This is a genomic window from Gemella sp. 27098_8_92, from assembly GCF_041433685.1.
Classification (GTDB): domain Bacteria; phylum Bacillota; class Bacilli; order Staphylococcales; family Gemellaceae; genus Gemella.
Window position 1 is genome coordinate 221387 of record NZ_JAPWBZ010000001.1, and the last position, 21304, is coordinate 242690.

A 21304-nucleotide genomic window follows, 5' to 3' on the forward strand; every position below is an offset into this window, starting at 1 on the left:
TTATGAATAAAGTAGAAAAATTAAAAAATAAATTAATGTTGCTTAACGATAACCAACTAGATATTATTGACAGTTTAATAAATTCATGGCAACCAAAACAAAATAATATTGAGACAAGTGAGGATACTGTAAAGAAAATATATGAAAATACTATATCTTCTATTGAAGACCCACTTAAAAATTACTCAAAAGAAGAACTTTTAGATGAGTATGGTGTTTTATTTTATAATCAAAATGAAGAGAATAACATAGAAGAGATAAATATACAATATAATTTTGAAGATAAAAAAAACAATCATGAGGATAAATATAACAATCTAGATATTTCAGCGCTTATTTCTAACAAACCTACCTCATCCAACGAAAAAAATTTAAATATTGATGATTTTGATCCACTATTTCCTGATACAGACTTTGATTTATTAACAGATATAAGTGATTCGAAATATGATGACTTAGATTTCAGCGCCTTAATTTCTAACAAAACAAAATAGAACCAAGTTTGACTAACTCAATCTTGGTTCTTATTTTATATTTTTTGCTCTATTTCAGATGTTATTAAACTCTCGATATAGTTAATATACTTTTCATCTATAATCTTTGCATATAAATGCGGGCTTCTATACAGAATCTTTCTACCCTCTTCTAAAATAGCTAATGCTTTTTGAGGATTATTTTTCACACGCCATTCATATACTGCTAATATTGTTTTATTTTGTGGTTCACGTGTTTTAAGTCTAGCTTTTACATTTTTATTAGCAAGTAATTCATCTATTAAGTTTGAATTAGGTTCAAAAAGACTCGTCAATTGAATCAAGCTACGCATTACTTCTATTTTATACGGTAGTATTAAGTCTGGATTCTCATAATACAGTTTTAATAACAAATCATGTACTTTTTCTAATTCAAATTTATCTTGATAGTATTCTATTTCCATAAAACTTAGAAAATCTGTTATATAGTTTCGCTCGTTTATGTCTAATTTTTTAATTTCTTCTAACACTTCTGGGTAACTTACTACGTAAGACTTTCCTTGAGTTGCGTAATAATTTACTATAAGACTAAGATAAATCGCATATCTATTAACCTCGTTTTGCAAGCAAAGCTTCATACTCATTCCGTCATTGAATCCCATAGGAATTGCGTTAGTAAGTGCTAGTATTATCCCGATAAGTGCGAAGAGTAAGGTATAAAAGCTTGGTGCGATAAGCCATACTAAACCTGAAAATATGATATTAAATGTTACTCCACCAGCTAAGTATAGCTTAAATGGAAATGTTCCATTTTTAATCTTTGGTGGACTCATTAAACATTGTCCTCCAGTTCCATCTACACCTTGAACAGTTCTAAGGCGAATTTTATCATTTTCCTCTTTATCGATTAAAACATTAAACACTCGGAAACTAACGAATTTATATCCAGTTAAAAGTCCAAAGACCAAATGTCCAGCTTCGTGGATTATAATATGCAAAACAAAACTAATTACAGCTGCTAAAACTAGTAACAAGAAGTTCGGCTCTTGAAGTGAAACTATTTTATCTTTTGCTAAATTCGCAAGTACATACCCCACACAAAAACCAACACCTAATATAACTACAAACTGAAAAATCCCATTTAATACTTTATTCATCCCTCATCCTCTTTCTATAATTTGATTTTATTAAGGTATAATACTAATATATTTCTTATATTTTTTCATGAACATAATTCATCACTTCTGTAATTTGCTCTTTATTTTCAACAGATATAATTATTATAGTATTTCCCATTGCTGCTGAAAAAACTTCTGGAACTGTTGTTATCATTCGAATACTATAAGAATATTTAGCTTTAATATCTTCAAGCGAATTTTTATATTGATATCTATTACGTCTTGACAATGATAGTGTATATTTATTTGTTACAATATCTTTTATTTTTTTATCCAATGCTACATCAGCATAAATTTCATATAAAGAAATATTATAAGAATAATTGTATAAATCTATACATGTTCCACCAGCAATACGATTATTATATTCAAGAGCGATATACTCACCGTCCGGAAGTCTAAAGAACTCTATATGGAAAAATCTTTCTCTCATACCAAATTTATAAACTATCCGTTGACCTAATTCTTTTAACTTTGGATCAATATTGGGTTCAATAATATTTGCATAATCCAATCCATTATTGACCAAGTCAAGTGTAGGTTGTGTATAAATAAAACTTGTCTCAAATACAATATCTCCATGTTGATTAATTAACCCATCATATGTACAAAGAACGCCATTTTCCACAAATTCTTCAAAAAAATAACTTACCTTTTCATTCCATTCATTAATAAACTCTTCTACATCTCTTTGAGTTAATAATTTGTATGTATTGGCAGAACCTACACCATTATCTGGCTTAGCAATAAGTGGTAATTCCAATTTTTTCAGAATACCATTTAATTCTTCTTTATTGTTAGCAGCATAACCCTTGGCTACTCTCGCCCCTGCTTCTTTAAACATAGTCTTCATTTTTGATTTATATTTCGTAAGTTCTAACTGTTTAGGTTTAACTCCATAAACATTAAAATCTTCGCGTAACCTAGCATCTAGTTCAAGCCAATATTCATTGTTAGATTCTATTCTATCTATTTTCCCATGTTTGTATGTTAAAAATGCAACTGCTCGAAAGACTTCTTCATAATCTTCTAAGTCATTAACTCTAAAGTATTCTACCAAGTTATCCTTTAATGTTTGACTTAATGCATCATAGCTTTCTGAGCCCACTCCTAATACATTAATACCTTTTTCTTTTAATCCCTTCGCAAAGAACTCTTGACTTATTGGAAAGTTCGGAGATACTAATAAATAATTCATAATTTTTTCATCCTACCCTTCTAATTTTGTTATTATTCTAACATAAAAGATAAAATTTTTCTATATATTTTATGAAAAACGTATATTAAAAGGCTTTGGAATAATCCAAAGCCTTCTTTTATTCTTTTACTCTTACTGTAAGTTGTTCTAAATATTTTTTAAGTGTACTATCAATTTCATCATCCATACCTTTAGTTGCATTTAGATCTACTTTAATTTCTACTTTTTCATTATATGTTTGAGTCATAATGATATTACTTAATACGCAAATATTCGATACAACACCGCAAAACTCAACTTCCTCATAATCACTACGACTTATATATTTTGCTAAATCAATGCTACCAAAAGATGTTTTATTGAAAACCTTCTTAGCATATTTTTCATATTTTGCTACTTCACCATATAACCCATGTCCTTCTGTATCAATTATACAATGTTCTATTGGGATATATCGACCTTCTCTTGTAGTTAAATAGTTAGTATAATGCGTATCTTTTGTAAACATTATATCTTGGTTATCTTGTCTATATTTTTCTATTTTAGCAACAATAACTTTTTCTAATTCCCTTGCACGCTCGACTGTTAGTGAGCCATCAACAAAATCTTTTTGATAATCTACTACCACTAACAATTTTTTTGTAGTATTATTTTTCAATGTAATTCTTAAATAACATAAAAATGAAATCACTAATAATATTATTGCCAAGTAAAATAAAACATCCGTAATAAATTTGGGGTGAAGCATTGGTGTAGTCGAAAATTTATAAATTATTACTGCTATCGAAAAAATAATAGGCAGAATAAAAATTAATACTCTTTTTTTAATAAATGTCGTAAATTCTCTAGTACCCAATTTTTTATAAATTAAATATATAAATAATCCAGCTAATCCAAATAGCATTGCTAATGTTCCATATTTGTGCATTAAATGAAATACAGGTTTGGCACTAGGCCCTAAAACGTAACCTAAAGTAGTGAATGTTCCTACCCAAGCAATTCCTCCAAAGGTAGAATAGATATGGAATCTTTTAGCATCAACTTTTGTTATCCCAGAAAAATATCCTAATATATGACGAACTCCAGGTAAATAATACGCGATTATTATTACAATATTCCCATATTTATTAAAAAATTCTGATGCTTTTGTCATTCTATAAGGTGTAAGCCCTATATATGAACCATATTTTTCTATAGCTTTAACTCCTAATCGACGTCCCACTTCGTAAGATAGCTGCATTCCTATTATTGTCCCTAATGCACTTGCTAATATCATTCCTAAATAACTTGCATGTCCTCCATAAGCCATAATACCAGCAAGAAGCATCATTGTTTCACCTGGAAGCGGCAAAGCTGCAAATTCTAAAATCATTGATATAAACAATATCAAATATACATGTTCAGTCAATAGTTTAAATAACATTTCCATTTATAAACTATTCTCCTTATTAAAATTACTTTTAAATTATATCATATTTAATTTTTCTTATCCACTCTAACATATTTAACTAATACTTACTTTAAACAAATTAAAAATCTGAAGATAGAAAAAATTCTAACTTCAGATTTTTTTATTATACTAATACTTTATCATTTTCTTTTCTCTCTTTTGGAGATTTGCGAACTGATACTTCTATTTTACCTTTTTTATTTAACTCTCTAACTTTCAACACTGCCCATAATTGTGCAGCGATAAATAGAGATGAGTAAAGACCAAATATAAGCCCAATAAGTAATGCTACATTAAATGTATAAATTGAATTACTTCCTACTAATAACATAACTATAACCGTAATAATAACAGTTAATACTGTATTAATAGAACGGGTCAATGTTTGACGTAATGATACATCAACAAGTTTATAAATTTGTTCTTTTGATGTTAATACTTTTTCGTGGCGCATATGTTCTCGAATCCTATCAAATGTAACGATTGTATCATTAATAGAATACCCGACAATTGTCAGAACTGCTGCAATAAATGTAATATCAACTTCTAAACGTAAAATACTTGTTATAAAAATAATCACCGCAACGTCATGTAGAAGAGCTATAACACTAGTAAGTCCCATACGCCATTCGAACCTAAACGCCACATAAAGAATAATACCAATTGAAGCATACATCAATGCAAATAATGCATTTTTTGCAAGTTCTTTTCCTATTACTGGTGATACCACGCTCAAGTTAGCATCTTTATTATATTTTTTAGAGAAATATTCTTTAATTTCTATTGATTTATCTTGTGCAAAACTATCTTTAGAATGAACTGTTGCCTGTTTTTTATCTGGCGTTAAAACAATTTTTTCATCTTTTACACCTAATGATGATAAATCTTGTTTTACTTGTTCAGTTGTTAACTCCGTGTTTGATGCTATATCAATACGCGTACCACTAGAAAAATCAATTCCTAAGTTAAGTTTAAACATTCCTAACGAGATTGTCCCTGCAATCATAATTGCTATACTAAATGCGAAGAATTTCTTCATATTCTTTGTAAAACTTAACCATTCAAATTTTGTACTTAAGTTTAATGAATTAATTCCAAATTTAGATTCATGAATTGATTTTTTATTAACTCCAAAATATTCTGGTTTATTATTAAAGATATTAGAATTTACTAATAAACTTAATAGTAATCTTGTACCAAATACTGACGTTATAAAGCTGACTAAAATTGATAGTAATAACATTGTTGCAAAACCTTTAACACTACTTGTACCAAAGATAAACAATACTATAGCTGCTATCACTGTTGTAAATTGAGAGTCAAAAATAGTCCAAAGTGATTGACGCGCTCCATCTAGATATGCCTTCTTAAGTGGATACCCAGCACGAACTTCTTCTTTAATTCTCTCGTACATAATAATATTAGCATCAACTGCCATCCCTACCCCAAGAATTAAGGCTGCAATACCCGGCAATGTAAGAACACCTGAAATCATATTAAAGAATACAACTGTAATATAAACATAAGCTACCATCATTACACTTGCTACAAACCCAGGTACACGGTAAACTATTAGCATAAATAAGCAGATAATACCCAGTGCAATAACCCCTGCTAATACTGTTTGGTTTAATGCATCTGCTCCAAACTGTGCTCCAACTGAGTTTGAATAGATCTCAGTAAGTTTAACTGGTAAAGCACCAGAATTAAGTAATGCTGCCATTTCTTTAGCTTCTTTTACTGTAAAGTTTCCTGTAATTTGAACATCTTTTGAATTGATAGTTTGAGTTACTTGTGGTGCTGAAATATATTTAGGACTACTTTTAGCAGACTCTGCTTTATACGAATCACCTTCGTTAAAGTCCATCCAAATTACCATTAGGTTTTTACCTGCACCTCGTTTACTAATTTCAGACGTAATATTCCCAAATTTTTCTCCATCTTTTAATTTTAGATTGACATCTGGTTTATTATTTTGATCAAACCCTTGAGAAGCGCCATTCTCCTGAAGGTCTGAACCATCTAAAAGTACCTTGTCATCTATATCACGAATTGTTAAATTAGCCTGTGTAGATAAAACTTTTCTTGCTGATTCTTGATCTTTGACTCCGGCAAGCTCTACCCTAATTCTATTACCTGATTCTACTGTAATTACTGGTTCACTTACACCTAATATATTAATACGTCTACTGATTGTATCAGCTGTTGCTTTAACCGCTGCTTCATCTATAGTTTGACCATCTCTTAAAGGTTCTACTTGATACAGTACCTCAAATCCACCTTGAAGGTCTAGTCCAAGATTTACTTTTTGTGCATTAGTTTTTGTCGTTAAACCAATTGAAGTTAAAATAATAACTACTAAAGATAGAAAGGCTAGTATTCTACTAGATTTTTTCTTCTCATTTCTTCTTCCTCTCATGAAAGTTCTCCTTTATTTTATTTTTCATTGCACTAGACAATAAATAATTCTTATTCTTTACTTTTAGTGTATATTAATACGCTATCTATTAATTTATCAAATTTTCCCAAACTTCGCAAGTACTTATTTTATTTTTTTATAGTAGTCTTCCACATACTTTATTACCGAAAAATCATTGTTATTACCAATAACTTCATCACACATATTTTGAATTGTCGCACTTGCATTATTTGGACAAACACTCCACCCAGCCACATCAAACATTTCTTTATCGTTGAAATTATCACCAAATACAACACATTTTTCTATTGGATAATTATAATACTGTGCTAACCTTTTTATTGCAGTTCCTTTGTTACAGCCCTTTGGCATTATATCGAAAAAATCTGTTGCTGAGAAAGTTCCATCTACATCTAATACTTTATTAACTTTTTTATAAAATTTTTCAACTTTCTCATGATCCTTTGCAATCATCATTATTTTTTGACAGTCTTCTTTATTCTTTTTTATTTCTCCTACAATATCATCATGAATATACATAGGTGTCTTCAATTCGTCTGGCATACTTTCTTCTAAACGTTTCATACGTGCCATACTAAATGATAACTTATTACAATAAATATAATTCAGAGTATAAACATGAAATTCTATACTATCATCATTCAACTCTTTAAACATATTGTATATCGTTTCAACTTCTTCTATAGTAAAACTTTTTTGATATACTATCTCTCCTGTTTTTAAGTTTCTAATTAGACTACCATTGTTAGAAATAACTACATCATTCATACCTAAATTATAATAATAATGTTTAACTGCAATATCAGGTCTTCCAGTAGCTATAATAAACTTACTACCTTTATCTTGTAGTTTTACTACTACATCTTGAGCATTAGGCGCAACTTCTTTTTTATCATTTAAAAAAGTTCCATCCATATCAGTAATAAACCACTTCATAAATTATTTTTTCTCCTTTGTAAAAACTAAAAATTTACTAATCACATAATTAGCAACAAGTACTACAAATTGAATAATAAATTTAGCTAAATAAGCATTCATTCCGACATAAATAAATAATTCAACCCCAAACACTTCAATTACTAAAGTCGTTAATCTAGCTGTAAAAAATTTTGAAAGTTCATAAAAAACCTTTTTGAATCCTACAGCTTTTGAGTTGAAGACATATTTTGCATTAACAAAATACGCGAATAAAATTGACAATGTTATCGATATTAAATTAGCTGACATTACTTTCATACCACAATAATACAAAATCGCATATGTCACAAAGTTTACTAATGTTGTACAAACTCCAAAGAAAATGTAATTAACAACACTTTTATATTTTGGTTCTTTGTAGAGTTCCAGCATTCTTTTTATTAAATTTTCCATACTATCCTCTTTAAATTTAAAATTTTTGCTAACACTTTATTATATACCTAGAATAAGTTTTTTTCAAATTTTTACATAAAAAAATTAAGGGATAACTAACAATCATAACCACTAAAACAAGATTATTTAGTCACCCCCCATAAGGTATATTAACTTCTTTACTTTTAGTTTATATTTTACAACTTACTAAATAATTTTACTTCTGGATATTTATCATTAAACCAGTTCATTGCAAAGTCATTTTCGAATAGGAATACATAATTATCGCATAAATCTTTTACTAAAATACTACGCGAGCTCGACATATTTTCATTAATTGAATCTTCGTTTTCTATCCAACGAGTTGTCTTTTGTCCTATTCTTTCCATTATTACTTCTGTATTATATTCATTTTTCATACGATGTTCAAATACTTCAAATTGCAACTGACCTACTGCTCCTAAAATTATTTGATTTGTATGTAAGGTTTTATAATATTGAATTGCACCTTCTTGAACAAGTTGTTCCACACCTTTGTGGAAGTGTTTTTGTTTAAGAACATTTTTCGCAGAAACTTTTACGAAAATTTCTGGTGTGAATGATGGTAATGCTTCAAACTCAACTTTTTTATTTTGATAAAGTGTATCTCCTATTTTATAATTTCCACTGTCATATAATCCAATAATATCTCCAGCATAAGCAACATCTACTGTAGCTTTGTCGTCCGCCATAAAGTTTGTTGAACGAGATATTTTTAATTTTTTCCCTGTACGTGCAAGAGTTACGTCCATTCCACGATTAAATTCTCCTGAACACACGCGCAAGAACGCTATTCTATCACGATGTTTTGGATCCATATTAGCTTGAATTTTGAAGATAAATCCTGAAAATTCAGCATCAGTTGGTTCAATATCTTCCTCATGTGTGCCACGACGACCTTTTGGAGTTGGCGCATTATCTACATAATAATTTAAGAAACTTTCTACGCCAAATGAAGACAATGCTGAACCGAAGAATACTGGTGTTTGTTCTCCACGAAGTTGTTTTTCATAATCATAATCAACACCCGCTTCTGTAACTAAAATCATATCTTCTACGCACTTTTGATACATTGCATCTTGTGCGATTGGGTTATCATCCACAATATTATATTCATCATCTAATTCAACAAAGTCGCTATCTTCTTTAAATGGTTCAATATAATGATTTTTTCTATCCATAATCCCAAAGAAGTTTTGCCCCATACCAACTGGTAAATTCATAGGATATGTTTCAATTTCTAGCTTTTCTTCAATTTCTTCTAACAGCTCTAGTGGATCTTTTATCTCACGGTCAAGTTTATTAATAAATGTAAAGATTGGAATACCACGCATACGGCAAACTTTAAATAATTTTAGAGTTTGTGCCTCAATCCCTTTAGCTCCATCAATAACCATCACCGCGCTATCTACCGCCATAAGTGTACGATATGTATCTTCAGAAAAATCCTCGTGTCCCGGTGTATCTAGTATGTTTATGATTTTATTATCATAGTCAAACTGCATTACAGAAGAAGTAACCGAAATTCCCCTTTGCTTTTCTATATCCATCCAGTCACTTTTTGCATATTTTCCTGTCTTTTTCCCCTTTACTGTACCTGCTTCTCTTATAGCTCCACCAAAAAGCAATAGTTTCTCTGTTAATGTTGTCTTCCCAGCGTCAGGGTGAGAGATAATCGCAAACGTTCTTCTTTTTTCTACTTGTTCTTTAATCTTTTCTATCACGTCTTTTTCCTTTCAAATTTTTACTTTACATTAAATTTCTTTTTAGCTTCTTCTATTGCAACTACTGGGTCAGAATGCCAAACCTTCTTGCCACCTTGAAGAATTTCATAATCTTCGCGACCTTTTGAGGCAAGTATCACAACATCTCCTGGTTCAGCCAGCTGAATAATCCTTTTTACTGCATCTGTTCTAAACCATACTTTTTCATAGTTTTTATGAGTCATACCTTTTTCAATTGTTCCCATAAGAACCTCTACATCTTCATCACGTGGACTATCTGTTGTTATAACCACATAATCAGCTTCTGAAATAATTTCTCCAATTAACGGTCCTTTAGAAATATCACGGCCACCACCCATTCCAGTTAGTAAAAGAGTACGTTTGTTTTTCCTAATCTCACGAGTCGCTTCCAATAATTTTTTATAACCATCTGGTGTATGAGCAAAATCACTTATGATATCAATTGGTAAATCTTCACCTAAAATTTCCATACGGCCATATAATGCACCTAAGTTTGGCAAAATCCCCACCAATTTTTCTACTAAATATCCTTTTAACCACACTGCTATAAGAGCGGCTAGGACATTACTTACCATAAAATCTCCAATATAATTTGTCTGACACTCGTATTCACCTTCTGGTGATTTTAAGGTAAATGTAGTTTTATATCTTCCATTTTCACTATATTGTTTTATATTATATGCATAAAAATCTGCCGTTTCATCTTTAACTGAATAACTTATTTCTTGATGATATAAACATTTTGACATAACACTATAGTACTCGTCATCTTTATTTAATACACCATACTTAACCTCAGAAAAATCATTTCCTAATGTTGAAAATAATAAGCTCTTATCATAAGCATAAGTCTTCATATCACCATGAAAATCCATGTGTTCATATGTAAGATTAGTAAAAATTGCAACATCTATATCAACATTATAAATTCTTCCTAATACCATCGCATGTGATGATGCTTCAAATGCTAAATTTTTAATATCTTCATGACGTAATTCACCTATTTTGTTATGTAAAGTTACTACATCGGGAGTTGTATTTCCTAGATAAATTGGCTCATCATCGTTTTTCCCAAAACCATTTGTTCCAATATAAGAACTACTTTCTCCTAATTTGCGTAACATATTATGTACTAATGTTGAAATACTAGTTTTCCCATTTGTTCCCGTTACCGCAACAGTTCGAATCTTGTTTCCTGAATTTATTTTTTTTGCAAGCATACTCGCTATTTTTTCGACTTCATGCTCTTTTACAACAACAACGGCACAATCTTGAACGTTATAATCTTCGTAACGACTTGCTATTACTAAGGCAGCTCCTTGTGCAATTACCTTTTCTATATAATTATGGCCGTCTACTGTATAGCCCTTAATTGCAACAAAGACATCACCTTTTGTAATTTTTCGTGAATCTTGAGAAATATTATTTACTTTAGTTGGTAATGACCCATAAATGGTTTTTATTTTTATATTATCAATAATATCTAATATATTCATACTATCTACCTTTTTCATATTTTCTAACTACTAAATTATACCACGCATAAATGTAATACTCAACAGAATAACAGAGTTTGATTTAATTATTTTTTTAATTTGCCAATTAAAACAAAGTATTGTAATATGGAATATAAATAATATTTAATACATTCTCAAGGAGAAACTATGAATCACGAAATAATCTCGGAATTATTATCTCATATAAAAAATAATAATCTTTCCAAAATAACCTTTTCTAATATTCGTAATAAAGAATTAGAACTTGATAAAGTTATTGCAAAACTTGTTAATATAAAAAACAATATTAATATACAATTTGAATATCGTTATAAGCGTATAATAAAACATGAAAACATCATTACAGCAGATACAGATAAAATAAAAATTATGCTCGAAGAATTATTTTCTCTTGCAAAAGATATTAGTGTTATTACCAGTGACGGAATCATCAATATAAAGATTTCTAAAAAGTTTAAAGTTAGTATAAATAAAAAGAAAACAGAGAAAAAAAATATATCTTTTGAGCATAATACTAGTAAAGAATACTTCCTAGATGAAAAACAAAAGTATGATTTTCTAATTGAATTAGGTATTCAAAATAAAGAAGGAAAAATATTAAAAGCACGCTTTAATAAATTTAGACAAATTAACAAATATTTGGAATTTATTAAGCATGCAACAACTCAGCTTGATACTAAAAATCAAATTACGATTTTGGACTTTGGTAGTGGCAAGAGTTACTTGACTTTTTCCGCGTATTATTATCTAACAGAAATTCTTAAATTAAATGTCAAAATTATTGGTATTGATTTGAAAAAAGAGGTCATTGAAAATTGTAATAACATTGCCAAAAAACTTAATTTTAATAACCTAGAGTTTATTTATGGAGATATCATCGACTATGAAAACAAAAATAAAATAGATATGGTTATCAGTCTTCATGCATGTAATACGGCTACAGACATCGCCTTACTAAAATCCCTAGGTTGGAATGCAAAAGTATTTTTTGCCGTTCCATGCTGTCAAAAGGAAGTAAATAGTCAACTAGATTCGACCTTTATTCCATTTATGCTAAAGCATGGTATTATAAAAGAAAAATTTTCTACCCTTCTTACTGATTCTATTCGTAGTGAGGTGTTAGAAGTATTTGGTTATAAATCAGATATCGTTGAATTTATTTCAGAAGAAAACACACCAAAAAATCAACTTATTAGAGCTTACAAAACAACAGATAAAATTAATTTTGAAAAACTAGTCTCTCTAGAGAGCTTTGTAGAATCTTTGAATATTAAAATGTTCTTGCTAGATGAAGTAAAAAAATTAATTAATTCAAAAGAATAATCCCGAAATTTTGTAATACGAAATTAACTATTTTTACGTATAAAAAATCACCTGCGATATAATCTATCAACAGGTGATTTTGTTTTACAGTTCACTAAAATCGTAAACTTTTCCTTTTTGTCTATTAGGTAATACTGCTGCTAGAGCAATAAATACTAATGCTGGTATTAACCATTCTAAACTTTGGGCTGCTAACGGTAATTTAGCTATTAATTCAGCTATCGCTGCTACTTTAAATGTGCTTCCAATTACTGATAATATAGAAATTAGAGTAACTACTCCCATAGCAAGTTGCATACCTAATTTCGATAATGCTACATACTTATTAACAATAACAATAATTACTAATGCTACTGTGATTGGGTATAAGAATAATAACATTGGAACTGAGAATTTAATTACATCTTGAAGTCCAATATTTGCTATAGCAAATCCAACTAATGTGAAAACAATAGCATATGCTTTATAAGAAAATTGTGGGAATTTTTTATTGAAAAATTCTGATGTTGCTACGATTAGTCCTACTGTAGTTGTAAAACATGTAAGGATAACCATAACTCCTAAGAAGATTCCACCAAAGTTACCAAATACTCCACGTGCTGATTCTGTAAGAACATACGCTCCTTTATTAACTTTTGGATCCGCTAAAACTTCTGCTGGTACTGCAAATTTGTTACCTAAAAGTCCAAGACCGATATATAAAATACTGAATCCGATTGCAGTTACAATCCCAGCCACCCATGTACTTGCTAAAAATTCTTTTTTATCTTTAAAACCAAGTTGTTTTAAAGCACTCATTGCAATAATACAAAAAGCTACTGACGCTAATGCATCAAGTGTATTATATCCTTCGATAAATCCTGTACCGAAAGCTACTGAACTTGTTGCATAAGTTTTTGCAGCTGTATTAGTAGCATCAAACTTAGACACTCCTAATATAACTAAAATTACAATTAGTAACGCAAAAATTGGAGTTAAAATTTTCCCTACACGGTCTAATATTTTACTAGGATTAATCGCAAGAATAAATGCACAAGCAAAATAAATAACTGTGAAAATTAATAACCATGGTAAACTACTTCCTTTTACTAATGGTGCTACTCCAATATCAAATGATGTCGCTGCAGTTCTCGGAATTGCGAATAATGGACCAATAGATAAATACAATAATACTAAATATGTAGTTGAATATAGTGGCGAGATCTTTTCGTCTAATTCTGCTCCATATCCTTTTGGATTTAGAGTCCCCACGATTAATGTTACAATTGCAATACCAACTCCTGAAACAACAAATCCTAAAATTGCTGGCCAAAAATTTTCACCAGAATTTACTCCTAGCGCTGGTGGAAAAATTAAATTACCTGCGCCAAAAAATATACCAAATAATAACAATCCGGTTAATAAACCTTTTTTCATATAAAATATTTTCCTTTCATATAAAATAATTATGCTTACTATATTACTATATTTCGACTGCAATAGCAATATTTTTTTATTTAAATAGTATTAAATCTTTATTTTTCTCTTAATTCTTCAAAAAATATATTTAAATTAAAAATTGTAATCCTTAATAAAATTAGAGTATTAGTCTGTTCTTTTTCAAAAAATAAAACTCACCTAAAAAAGTGAGTTTTAAAACCATTATATATGCAACCACAATAATTGGATAACAAATAATATTGCAAAAATATACATCAATGGATGAATATCTTTCCATTGTCTTTTTGATACTTTTAGAATAACGTAGAATATAAATCCAAATGCAATACCATCATTGATAGAACCTGTTAATGGAATACCAATAATAGTTACAAATGCTGGAAAGGCTTCTGTTATATCTGACCAATCAATTTTAGCAATACTTTCCATCATAAATGATCCAATAATAATTAATGCAGGAGATGTAATTGCTGGTACTGAAGCTAAGCTACTTGCTAATGGGAATAAAAAGATTGAGATTACTACAAAGAAACTTGTCGTCAATGCTGTAAGTCCTGTACGTCCTCCGTTTGCAACTCCTGCAGAAGATTCTATATATGCTGAAGTTGGTGTACTTCCGAATAATGATCCTGCTAATGATGCAAATGAATCAGCTAATAATGCTTCTTTTACTTTTTCCATTTTTCCATTTTTTACTAAACCTGCTTGTGTAGTTACCGCGACCATTGTACCCGTAGTATCAAATAGTGTTACCATTAAAAATGTAAAGACTATTCCATATAACCCTAATTGTAATACGTTAATACTCTCACTAACTGGATTATATAATAAGCTTAAATCCATATGAGGAATACCAAAAATTTTATCAACTTTTAACATTCCTGTAAAGTATGAAATAATAGCGACTACCACCATACCTATGAAGATAGCACCTTTCACCTCTAAAGCTAATAGAACAAGGATTATAAAGATACCTAAAATTGTCATATAAGCAACTGGATTTTTTAAATCACCTAATGAAAGAATCGTATGTGGGTTTGCTACGATTAATGCAGAGTTTTTAAGTCCTAAAAATGCGATAAATAACCCAATTGCAGCCGAAATTCCATATCTTAAATTATTGGGAATTGAATCGATTAAAATTTCGCGGAATTTTGTTGCTGATAATATTACAAAAATAACAGCACCTAAAAAACACGTTGCTAATAAAGTTTTATAGTTATAACCTGATGTAGCAGCTAATGTTGCAAAATACGAGTTTATTCCCATACCAGGTGCAACTACTATTGGATAATTTGCTGCTAATGCCATAATTAAAGTACCAACTAAAACTGCAATAATTGTTGCTGTAAACACTCTATCTAATGGAATACCTGCTGCTGATAATACAGCTGGATTTACTACTAAAATATAACTCATTGAGAAAAATGTGATCAAACCTGAAACTACTTCAGTTTTAACGTTTGTATTATTTTCCCTTAATTTAAAAAGACGTTCTATCATAATTAGAATTTTCTCCTTATTTATATTTTATTTCCTTTTCCAACTACACCATAATATACCTTTTTCTTTATTATGTCAAGACATTAAATTTTAACGTTCATTTTTTTGTGGAATTCTACTGCTCATCAACTAAATAAAAGTTATTTTAGTTGTAAAACATAAAAAAACAACCTTGTATTTCTATAAACAAGGTTGTTTCACGAACTTTAAATTTTAACTTTACATTTAGTTTCTTGCAAAATATTAACTAACAACTTATAAAATTTTTGAAAAGAATTCTTTAGTTCTATCCTCTTTTGGATTATCGAATATCTCTGATGGTGTTCCTTCTTCTAAAACTACTCCCCCATCCATAAAGATTACTTTATCAGCAACTTCTTTTGCAAAGTTCATTTCATGAGTAACTATTAACATTGTTAATCCTTCTTCAGATAGTTCTTTAATTACATCTAGTACTTCTTTCACCATTTCTGGATCTAAAGCACTAGTAGGTTCGTCAAATAATAGTACTTCTGGTGAGTTAGCTAATGCACGTGCTATTGCAACACGTTGTTTTTGACCACCCGAAAGGCTATTTGGATAAACATCTTTTTTATCTTCAAGTCCAACCCTCTTTAATAATTCCACTGCTTTTTTCTCTATATTTTCAGCAGTATCTTCCCCAAAAGTTTTCGGTGCTAACGTAATATTTTCTAAGACACTCATATTTGGAAATAGATTAAAGTTTTGGAAAACCATTCCAACTTTTTTTCTATATTTATTGATATTTTGCTTAGTAATATCTTCACCATTATATAATATTTGTCCACTAGTAGGCGTTTCCAGTAAGTTTACACAACGTAATGCCGTACTTTTTCCACTACCACTAGAACCCAATATCACAATTTTCTCCCCTTTTTCTACACTAATATTTACACCATTTAATACTTCTAATTTTCCAAATTTTTTATGTAAATTTTTTATTTCTAATAACAATTACGTCACCTACTTTGCTAATTTTTTTTCTAGTCTTTTTACTAGGAACGATAATACTGATGTAATTATAAAATATATTGCTGCAGCTATTAAATATGGTCCAAAAGTTTCATATGTTGCATTTTTAACAGTATTAGCTGCAAACATTATATCTGCTACCCCAACAAAGTATACTATTGATGATTCTTTTACTAATGATATAAACTCATTACCTAAAGCTGGTAGGCTATTTTTTAATGCTTGTGGCAAAATAATAAATTTCATTGTTTGGAAATAACTAAGCCCTAAAGAACGCCCAGCTTCCATCTGACCTTTGTCTATAGCTAGTATCCCAGAACGGAAAATTTCACTCACATAAGCCCCTGAATTAATAGATAAAGCAATTATTGCTGACATAAAAGGAGTAAACGATATTCCTACTTCCGGAAGTGCAAAATATATAATCATAATTTGTACTAATATTGGAGTATTTCTGATTATCTCAACATAGATTGTTGCTAATATATTTAAAATTTTTATTGTACTTATTTTAGCTAAACAAATTGCTATTCCTAGTACCAATCCTATTAATAACGCAATAAGTGATACTTTTAACGTTGTTACTGTTGCGTCTATATAAGTTGTATAATACTTTGGAAGAAAATCAAACATTTTATTTTTTACCTCTTTCTATTCACTTGCAGCAGCAAGTTTTGCATATTTATCTAATTCTTTTTCAAATAAATTTTTCTCTTTAATTTCTTTAATAACAGCATTGACCTGCTCTAATAAAGCTTTATTGCTGCCATCTTTTGATTTTTTAAATACTATTGCCATACCAGTTGCTTCTGGATCATTTTCTGCACTAAATGTACTAATTTTAATATCATTATATTTGTTAATGGCAATTTTTGCTACATCATCTGGAATTAGTACTACATCAATTTTTTTATTTTTTAAATCTTGTAGTAAGCTTGGTACGTCTGTTAAAGATTGTAAATTTTTATCTTCAATTTTTAATTGTTCTTTAGCATATGTTTCATATGTAGAACCTTTTTGAACCCCTACTTTTTTTCCTTTTAAATCTGCAACAGATTTAATTTCAGCAGAATCTTTATTAACTACAAAAATACCTTTACCTGTGTAATATATATCAGAGAAATCTACTGCTTTTTTTCTTTCTTCAGTAGGATTTACTCCAGAAATAACCATATCAACTTTGTTTGCATTTACTGCTGCAATTAATGAATCAAAAGCCATTTCTTGAATCTCTACTTCTACCCCCAGTTTCTTAGCTATCTCTTGAGCTAGATAAATATCCGCTCCAACTACTTTCTTTTGACCATTTTCTGTAGTTGTAAACTCATATGGTGGATAATCCGGTGAAACCCCTAAGACAATTTTCCCTTTTTCTTTAATTTCATCCACCTTTGTTTTAGTTGTTTTTGCCCCTGAACAAGCTGTTAATGTAATTGCTGCAATCATTGCAGTCATAAATAGTAATAATTTTTTCATTTTTTTGTCTCCTTTAAAATTATTTTTTATCTCTAGAAAACTATAGTAATAATAAAGAAAAATCTCTTTATAGTCAAATTTATTATTTAACTATAAAGAGACGAATTTTCGCGGTACCACTCTTTTTGATATTATTATACTCAAATTTTGTCTATATAGATATAAAAGTTACAACTAAATAAAAAAGTCTTTTTACAATCCATTATGAATTGTAAAAAGACGAATAATATCCGCGTTGCCACTTTTTTTGGTATAATTATACCCACTCGAACTCTTTAAGGCGGAGTAACCAATTATTTTCATAATTAACTAAAAAGTGCGTTCATTAAGAAACTAATTACCAACCTTTCACCCTCGCTGGCTCGCTAAAAATTTTTTTCAAAATTACTATTCTTTTCTAAAGTTTTTGTTTTATTGTTAATTATTTTACACCCTTACTAATTACTTGTCAAGTAAAAAATTATTATTTTTTATATTTTTTTAAAATTTTTCTAGCTATTAATACCCCTATACAACTTAAAGCTATTATACAAATTACACCAAGAATCAACCATGAACCTGACCCATATTTTATAGAAGCATCCATTGCTTCGGCCGATTGACCTCTTGCTATCCAATTACTTTTATATGAATCAACAAAGAATATTATTGGTATCCATGCTCCACATGCACTTCCTATAGTTATTAAACTTAGTGCAACACATTGAGAAACAACATTATCATAACCAAATATTCTTAATACAATATCTGCTAAAAGCGCTCCTGTTATTGAAGATATCCACCATGGTAAATATGCTCCCCCCATTACTGAAAATATAATCATATGTATAACTATAAAAACAGTGAATATACCAAATTTTTGGTAATTATAACAAATATATACGAATATTATTCCTGCTAATAATCCCCAAAACCCTGGAGAGATACTGTGACCAAATGTTCCTAATAAACTTGAGATAGCCATTGCTATCATATAAACTACTAACGACAATACTGTTGCCATTCCTAAAAAAATATAATCTTTTGTTTTTAATGTCATGTTTTATTCCCCCATATTCATAAAAATTTCCTGAACTTCTGATTTATTTTTGTTATCTAAATAAAAGTCCTTTTTTATCTTCTTATTTTCTAAATATATTATTCTGTTACATGTTTTATATAAAAACTCTATATCATGTGTAGCTATTATTAGCGCATTTTCTCTAGATAGATTCTTTAATATATTACTGACCTTATTCATATTTATATAGTCTAAGCCACTTGTTGGTTCATCAAACATTAACAAGTTCACATTAGATAATGCTGCTATAGCAATAAGTAATCTTTGTTTTTGACCACCTGATAACTCAAAAGGGATCTTATTTTTAAATTGATCTAATCCTATTTCTTCTAATAAATTATTAATTCTATCACTTTCAACTTCTTCATTTCCAAAGCGCATTTCACTTAAAACTGATTCAGTAAAAAACTGATAATCCATATCTTGCATTACCAAAAATGGCTTAACAGTATTTATAATCTTCCCATTAGATGGTCTTATTATATCGGTAAGCAATCTTAATAATGTTGTTTTTCCTGCGCCATTACTTCCAATTAGTCCAATTATATCACCTTTATTTATTGTTGTTGAAATTTGTGATAATATATTTGAATAACTTACATTATCAAGCTGCAATAGCATATTACCACTTTTATCACTAATATTTTCTAATGGCAAATTAAAAATATCTAAACTTCTTAAAGGTAGCTCTGTACTATTTTTTAAATCAGTAATTGTTACTTCCTTAACTATACCTTTATCTACAATTAACACTTTATCTATCAACTTTTGAATATAATGTATTCTGTGCTCTGCAATAATTATTGTATAACCCTTATTTTTTAATTTTTCTATCAATATTGTTAATTTTTTGGTCATGTGAAAATCTAAGTTAGATGATGGCTCATCTAGTATTATTACTTTTGGCATTAATGTCAAACTGCATCCAATAGCTATTTTTTGTCGCTCTCCACTTGAAATATATAAAATATTCTTATTAACTATTTCTTCTAATTCTAATAATTCTACAATGGCACTGTACCTTTTTTTCATTTTTTCTAAAGGTATCCCAAAATTTTCCATTGCAAATACAAGTTCACTTGTTGTATTTGTTGTAAAAAAATGTCCCCTTGGATCTTGACTAACATAACCTATATCTTTAGCTATATCGTATGTATTTATACTACGTAAATTAGTAGCATTATAAAATATTTCTCCACTTAATTCACCCTCATATAAGGTTGGTATTAAGCCATTTATTAAATGAACAATAGTCGACTTACCACTACCAGATACTCCTGTTAATAAGACACATTCACCCTTATTAATTCTAAAACTTACATTATCCAATACTCTCTCTTCTGAATTTTCATAAGTAAAGGAAACATTTCTAAATTCTAACATTATTTAACTCTCCCCATTAATAGTAATATAAAAATTATTAAGATAACAGTTAAGAAAATCCAGTCCACCGCTCTCATTTTAACATTATAAAATGATGTTCTTCTCATAGGCGATTCCACTCCTTTTGTCATAGCTGTTGCTGTCATTTCCTCTGCGATAAGATTTATTCTCATAAGAACAGGCACTAACCAATACTCTAAGAACTTTAATGGTTGTTTAATACTTAAATTAATATTTCTCATTTTTAGCGATTCTCTAATCATCTTTATTTCCAATTTATATGTTGGAAAAAATCTTAACGCCACCGTGATACTCAACATAATTTTTTTAGGTAAATGAATTTGTTCAAATGCAGACAATAACTCATTACTTTTTATGTCTTTCACTAAAATATAAGCTATCATCATAACTGGAATCATCCTAAGAATAATATAAACTAATGTACCAAACAAGTCTGCTATCAAAATTACATTACTTATTGATAGTAAATATGCTAACGATAAAAATATTAAATACCCTATTACAAATTTTAATATTTGTAAGTAGCGTTTATATATGATTAAAACTGCAACTGCAATCAATAGACAAATTGTTTCATAAATCACACCCTTTCCCAAAAAGATTACCACTGGGAATAAAATATTTAATATTACCAGAGTTAATGGATTTAATTTTATCATTACAACCTCCTTACTGCTTTCTATTTATATTTATCTTATCAATAATAATTATCAAT

General features: G+C 29.2%; 18 protein-coding genes and 1 other annotated feature. Of the genes, 2 read left to right on the top strand and 16 right to left on the bottom strand.

The features are described 5' to 3' along the window. Positions 1 to 2: 2 nt before the first annotated feature. Positions 3 to 494 (top strand): hypothetical protein, encoded by a 492-nt coding sequence (locus O3802_RS01170; RefSeq protein WP_371457929.1) that lies wholly within the window; start codon positions 3 to 5, stop codon positions 492 to 494. A gap of 35 nt (positions 495 to 529) precedes the next feature. Here the strand turns inward: O3802_RS01170 and O3802_RS01175 are convergent, their stop codons facing one another. From O3802_RS01175 to O3802_RS01210, 8 genes are all read right to left on the bottom strand, one after another. Continuing rightward, positions 530 to 1630: a hypothetical protein gene (locus O3802_RS01175; protein ID WP_371457931.1), complete on the bottom strand. Its 1101-nt coding sequence runs from the start codon at positions 1628 to 1630 to the stop codon at positions 530 to 532. A gap of 55 nt (positions 1631 to 1685) precedes the next feature. After that, positions 1686 to 2849, bottom strand: coding sequence for an ATP-grasp domain-containing protein (locus O3802_RS01180; protein ID WP_371457932.1), 1164 nt, complete (start codon positions 2847 to 2849; stop codon positions 1686 to 1688). A 118-nt stretch (positions 2850 to 2967) separates the two neighbouring features. After that, positions 2968 to 4278, bottom strand: a complete 1311-nt coding sequence (locus O3802_RS01185) for an isochorismatase family protein (protein ID WP_371457933.1) — start codon at positions 4276 to 4278, stop codon at positions 2968 to 2970. Positions 4279 to 4423: 145 nt separating this feature from the next. After that, positions 4424 to 6718 (bottom strand): protein translocase subunit SecD, encoded by a 2295-nt coding sequence (gene secD, locus O3802_RS01190; protein ID WP_371457934.1) that lies wholly within the window; start codon positions 6716 to 6718, stop codon positions 4424 to 4426. Positions 6719 to 6841: 123 nt separating this feature from the next. Further along, positions 6842 to 7675: a Cof-type HAD-IIB family hydrolase gene (locus O3802_RS01195; protein WP_371457935.1), complete on the bottom strand. Its 834-nt coding sequence runs from the start codon at positions 7673 to 7675 to the stop codon at positions 6842 to 6844. 3 nt (positions 7676 to 7678) lie between these two features. Continuing rightward, positions 7679 to 8110 carry a GtrA family protein gene (locus O3802_RS01200; protein WP_281666272.1) on the bottom strand — a complete coding sequence of 144 codons (432 nt, stop codon included), beginning with the start codon at positions 8108 to 8110 and terminating at the stop codon, positions 7679 to 7681. A 176-nt stretch (positions 8111 to 8286) separates the two neighbouring features. After that, entirely contained in the window at positions 8287 to 9852 is a 1566-nt protein-coding gene (locus O3802_RS01205; protein WP_371457936.1) for a peptide chain release factor 3, read from the bottom strand. Between the two features lie 20 nt (positions 9853 to 9872). Further along, entirely contained in the window at positions 9873 to 11387 is a 1515-nt protein-coding gene (locus O3802_RS01210) for a UDP-N-acetylmuramoyl-L-alanyl-D-glutamate--2,6-diaminopimelate ligase (protein WP_371457937.1), read from the bottom strand. A 150-nt stretch (positions 11388 to 11537) separates the two neighbouring features. Between O3802_RS01210 and O3802_RS01215 the strand changes: the two genes are divergently transcribed. Then, positions 11538 to 12713 carry a class I SAM-dependent methyltransferase gene (locus tag O3802_RS01215; RefSeq protein WP_371457939.1) on the top strand — a complete coding sequence of 392 codons (1176 nt, stop codon included), beginning with the start codon at positions 11538 to 11540 and terminating at the stop codon, positions 12711 to 12713. Positions 12714 to 12797: 84 nt separating this feature from the next. Here the strand turns inward: O3802_RS01215 and brnQ are convergent, their stop codons facing one another. The 8 genes from brnQ to O3802_RS01255 all read right to left on the bottom strand — a co-directional run bounded on the left by brnQ (position 12798) and on the right by O3802_RS01255 (position 21248). Beyond that, the gene (brnQ, locus tag O3802_RS01220) at positions 12798 to 14129 is read right to left on the bottom strand and encodes a branched-chain amino acid transport system II carrier protein (protein ID WP_276747938.1); all 1332 of its coding nucleotides are present in this window, start codon (positions 14127 to 14129) and stop codon (positions 12798 to 12800) included. A gap of 225 nt (positions 14130 to 14354) precedes the next feature. Then, complete coding sequence (locus tag O3802_RS01225) at positions 14355 to 15656, bottom strand: NCS2 family permease (RefSeq protein ID WP_371457940.1); 1302 nt, start codon at positions 15654 to 15656, stop codon at positions 14355 to 14357. Positions 15657 to 15911: 255 nt separating this feature from the next. Beyond that, positions 15912 to 16631 (bottom strand): amino acid ABC transporter ATP-binding protein, encoded by a 720-nt coding sequence (locus O3802_RS01230; RefSeq protein ID WP_371457941.1) that lies wholly within the window; start codon positions 16629 to 16631, stop codon positions 15912 to 15914. A gap of 9 nt (positions 16632 to 16640) precedes the next feature. Further along, entirely contained in the window at positions 16641 to 17282 is a 642-nt protein-coding gene (locus O3802_RS01235; RefSeq protein WP_371457942.1) for an amino acid ABC transporter permease, read from the bottom strand. Positions 17283 to 17300: 18 nt separating this feature from the next. Continuing rightward, positions 17301 to 18125: a transporter substrate-binding domain-containing protein gene (locus tag O3802_RS01240; RefSeq protein ID WP_371457943.1), complete on the bottom strand. Its 825-nt coding sequence runs from the start codon at positions 18123 to 18125 to the stop codon at positions 17301 to 17303. A 212-nt stretch (positions 18126 to 18337) separates the two neighbouring features. Further along, positions 18338 to 18535, bottom strand: a binding site (T-box leader). Positions 18536 to 18588: 53 nt separating this feature from the next. Then, positions 18589 to 19164 carry an MptD family putative ECF transporter S component gene (locus O3802_RS01245; protein ID WP_371457944.1) on the bottom strand — a complete coding sequence of 192 codons (576 nt, stop codon included), beginning with the start codon at positions 19162 to 19164 and terminating at the stop codon, positions 18589 to 18591. 3 nt (positions 19165 to 19167) lie between these two features. Continuing rightward, positions 19168 to 20568, bottom strand: coding sequence for an ABC transporter ATP-binding protein (locus O3802_RS01250; protein WP_371457945.1), 1401 nt, complete (start codon positions 20566 to 20568; stop codon positions 19168 to 19170). Next, the gene (locus O3802_RS01255; RefSeq protein ID WP_371457946.1) at positions 20568 to 21248 is read right to left on the bottom strand and encodes an energy-coupling factor transporter transmembrane component T; all 681 of its coding nucleotides are present in this window, start codon (positions 21246 to 21248) and stop codon (positions 20568 to 20570) included. The genes O3802_RS01250 and O3802_RS01255 overlap by 1 nt, the downstream gene beginning before the upstream one ends. Between the last annotated feature and the right edge of the window lie 56 nt (positions 21249 to 21304).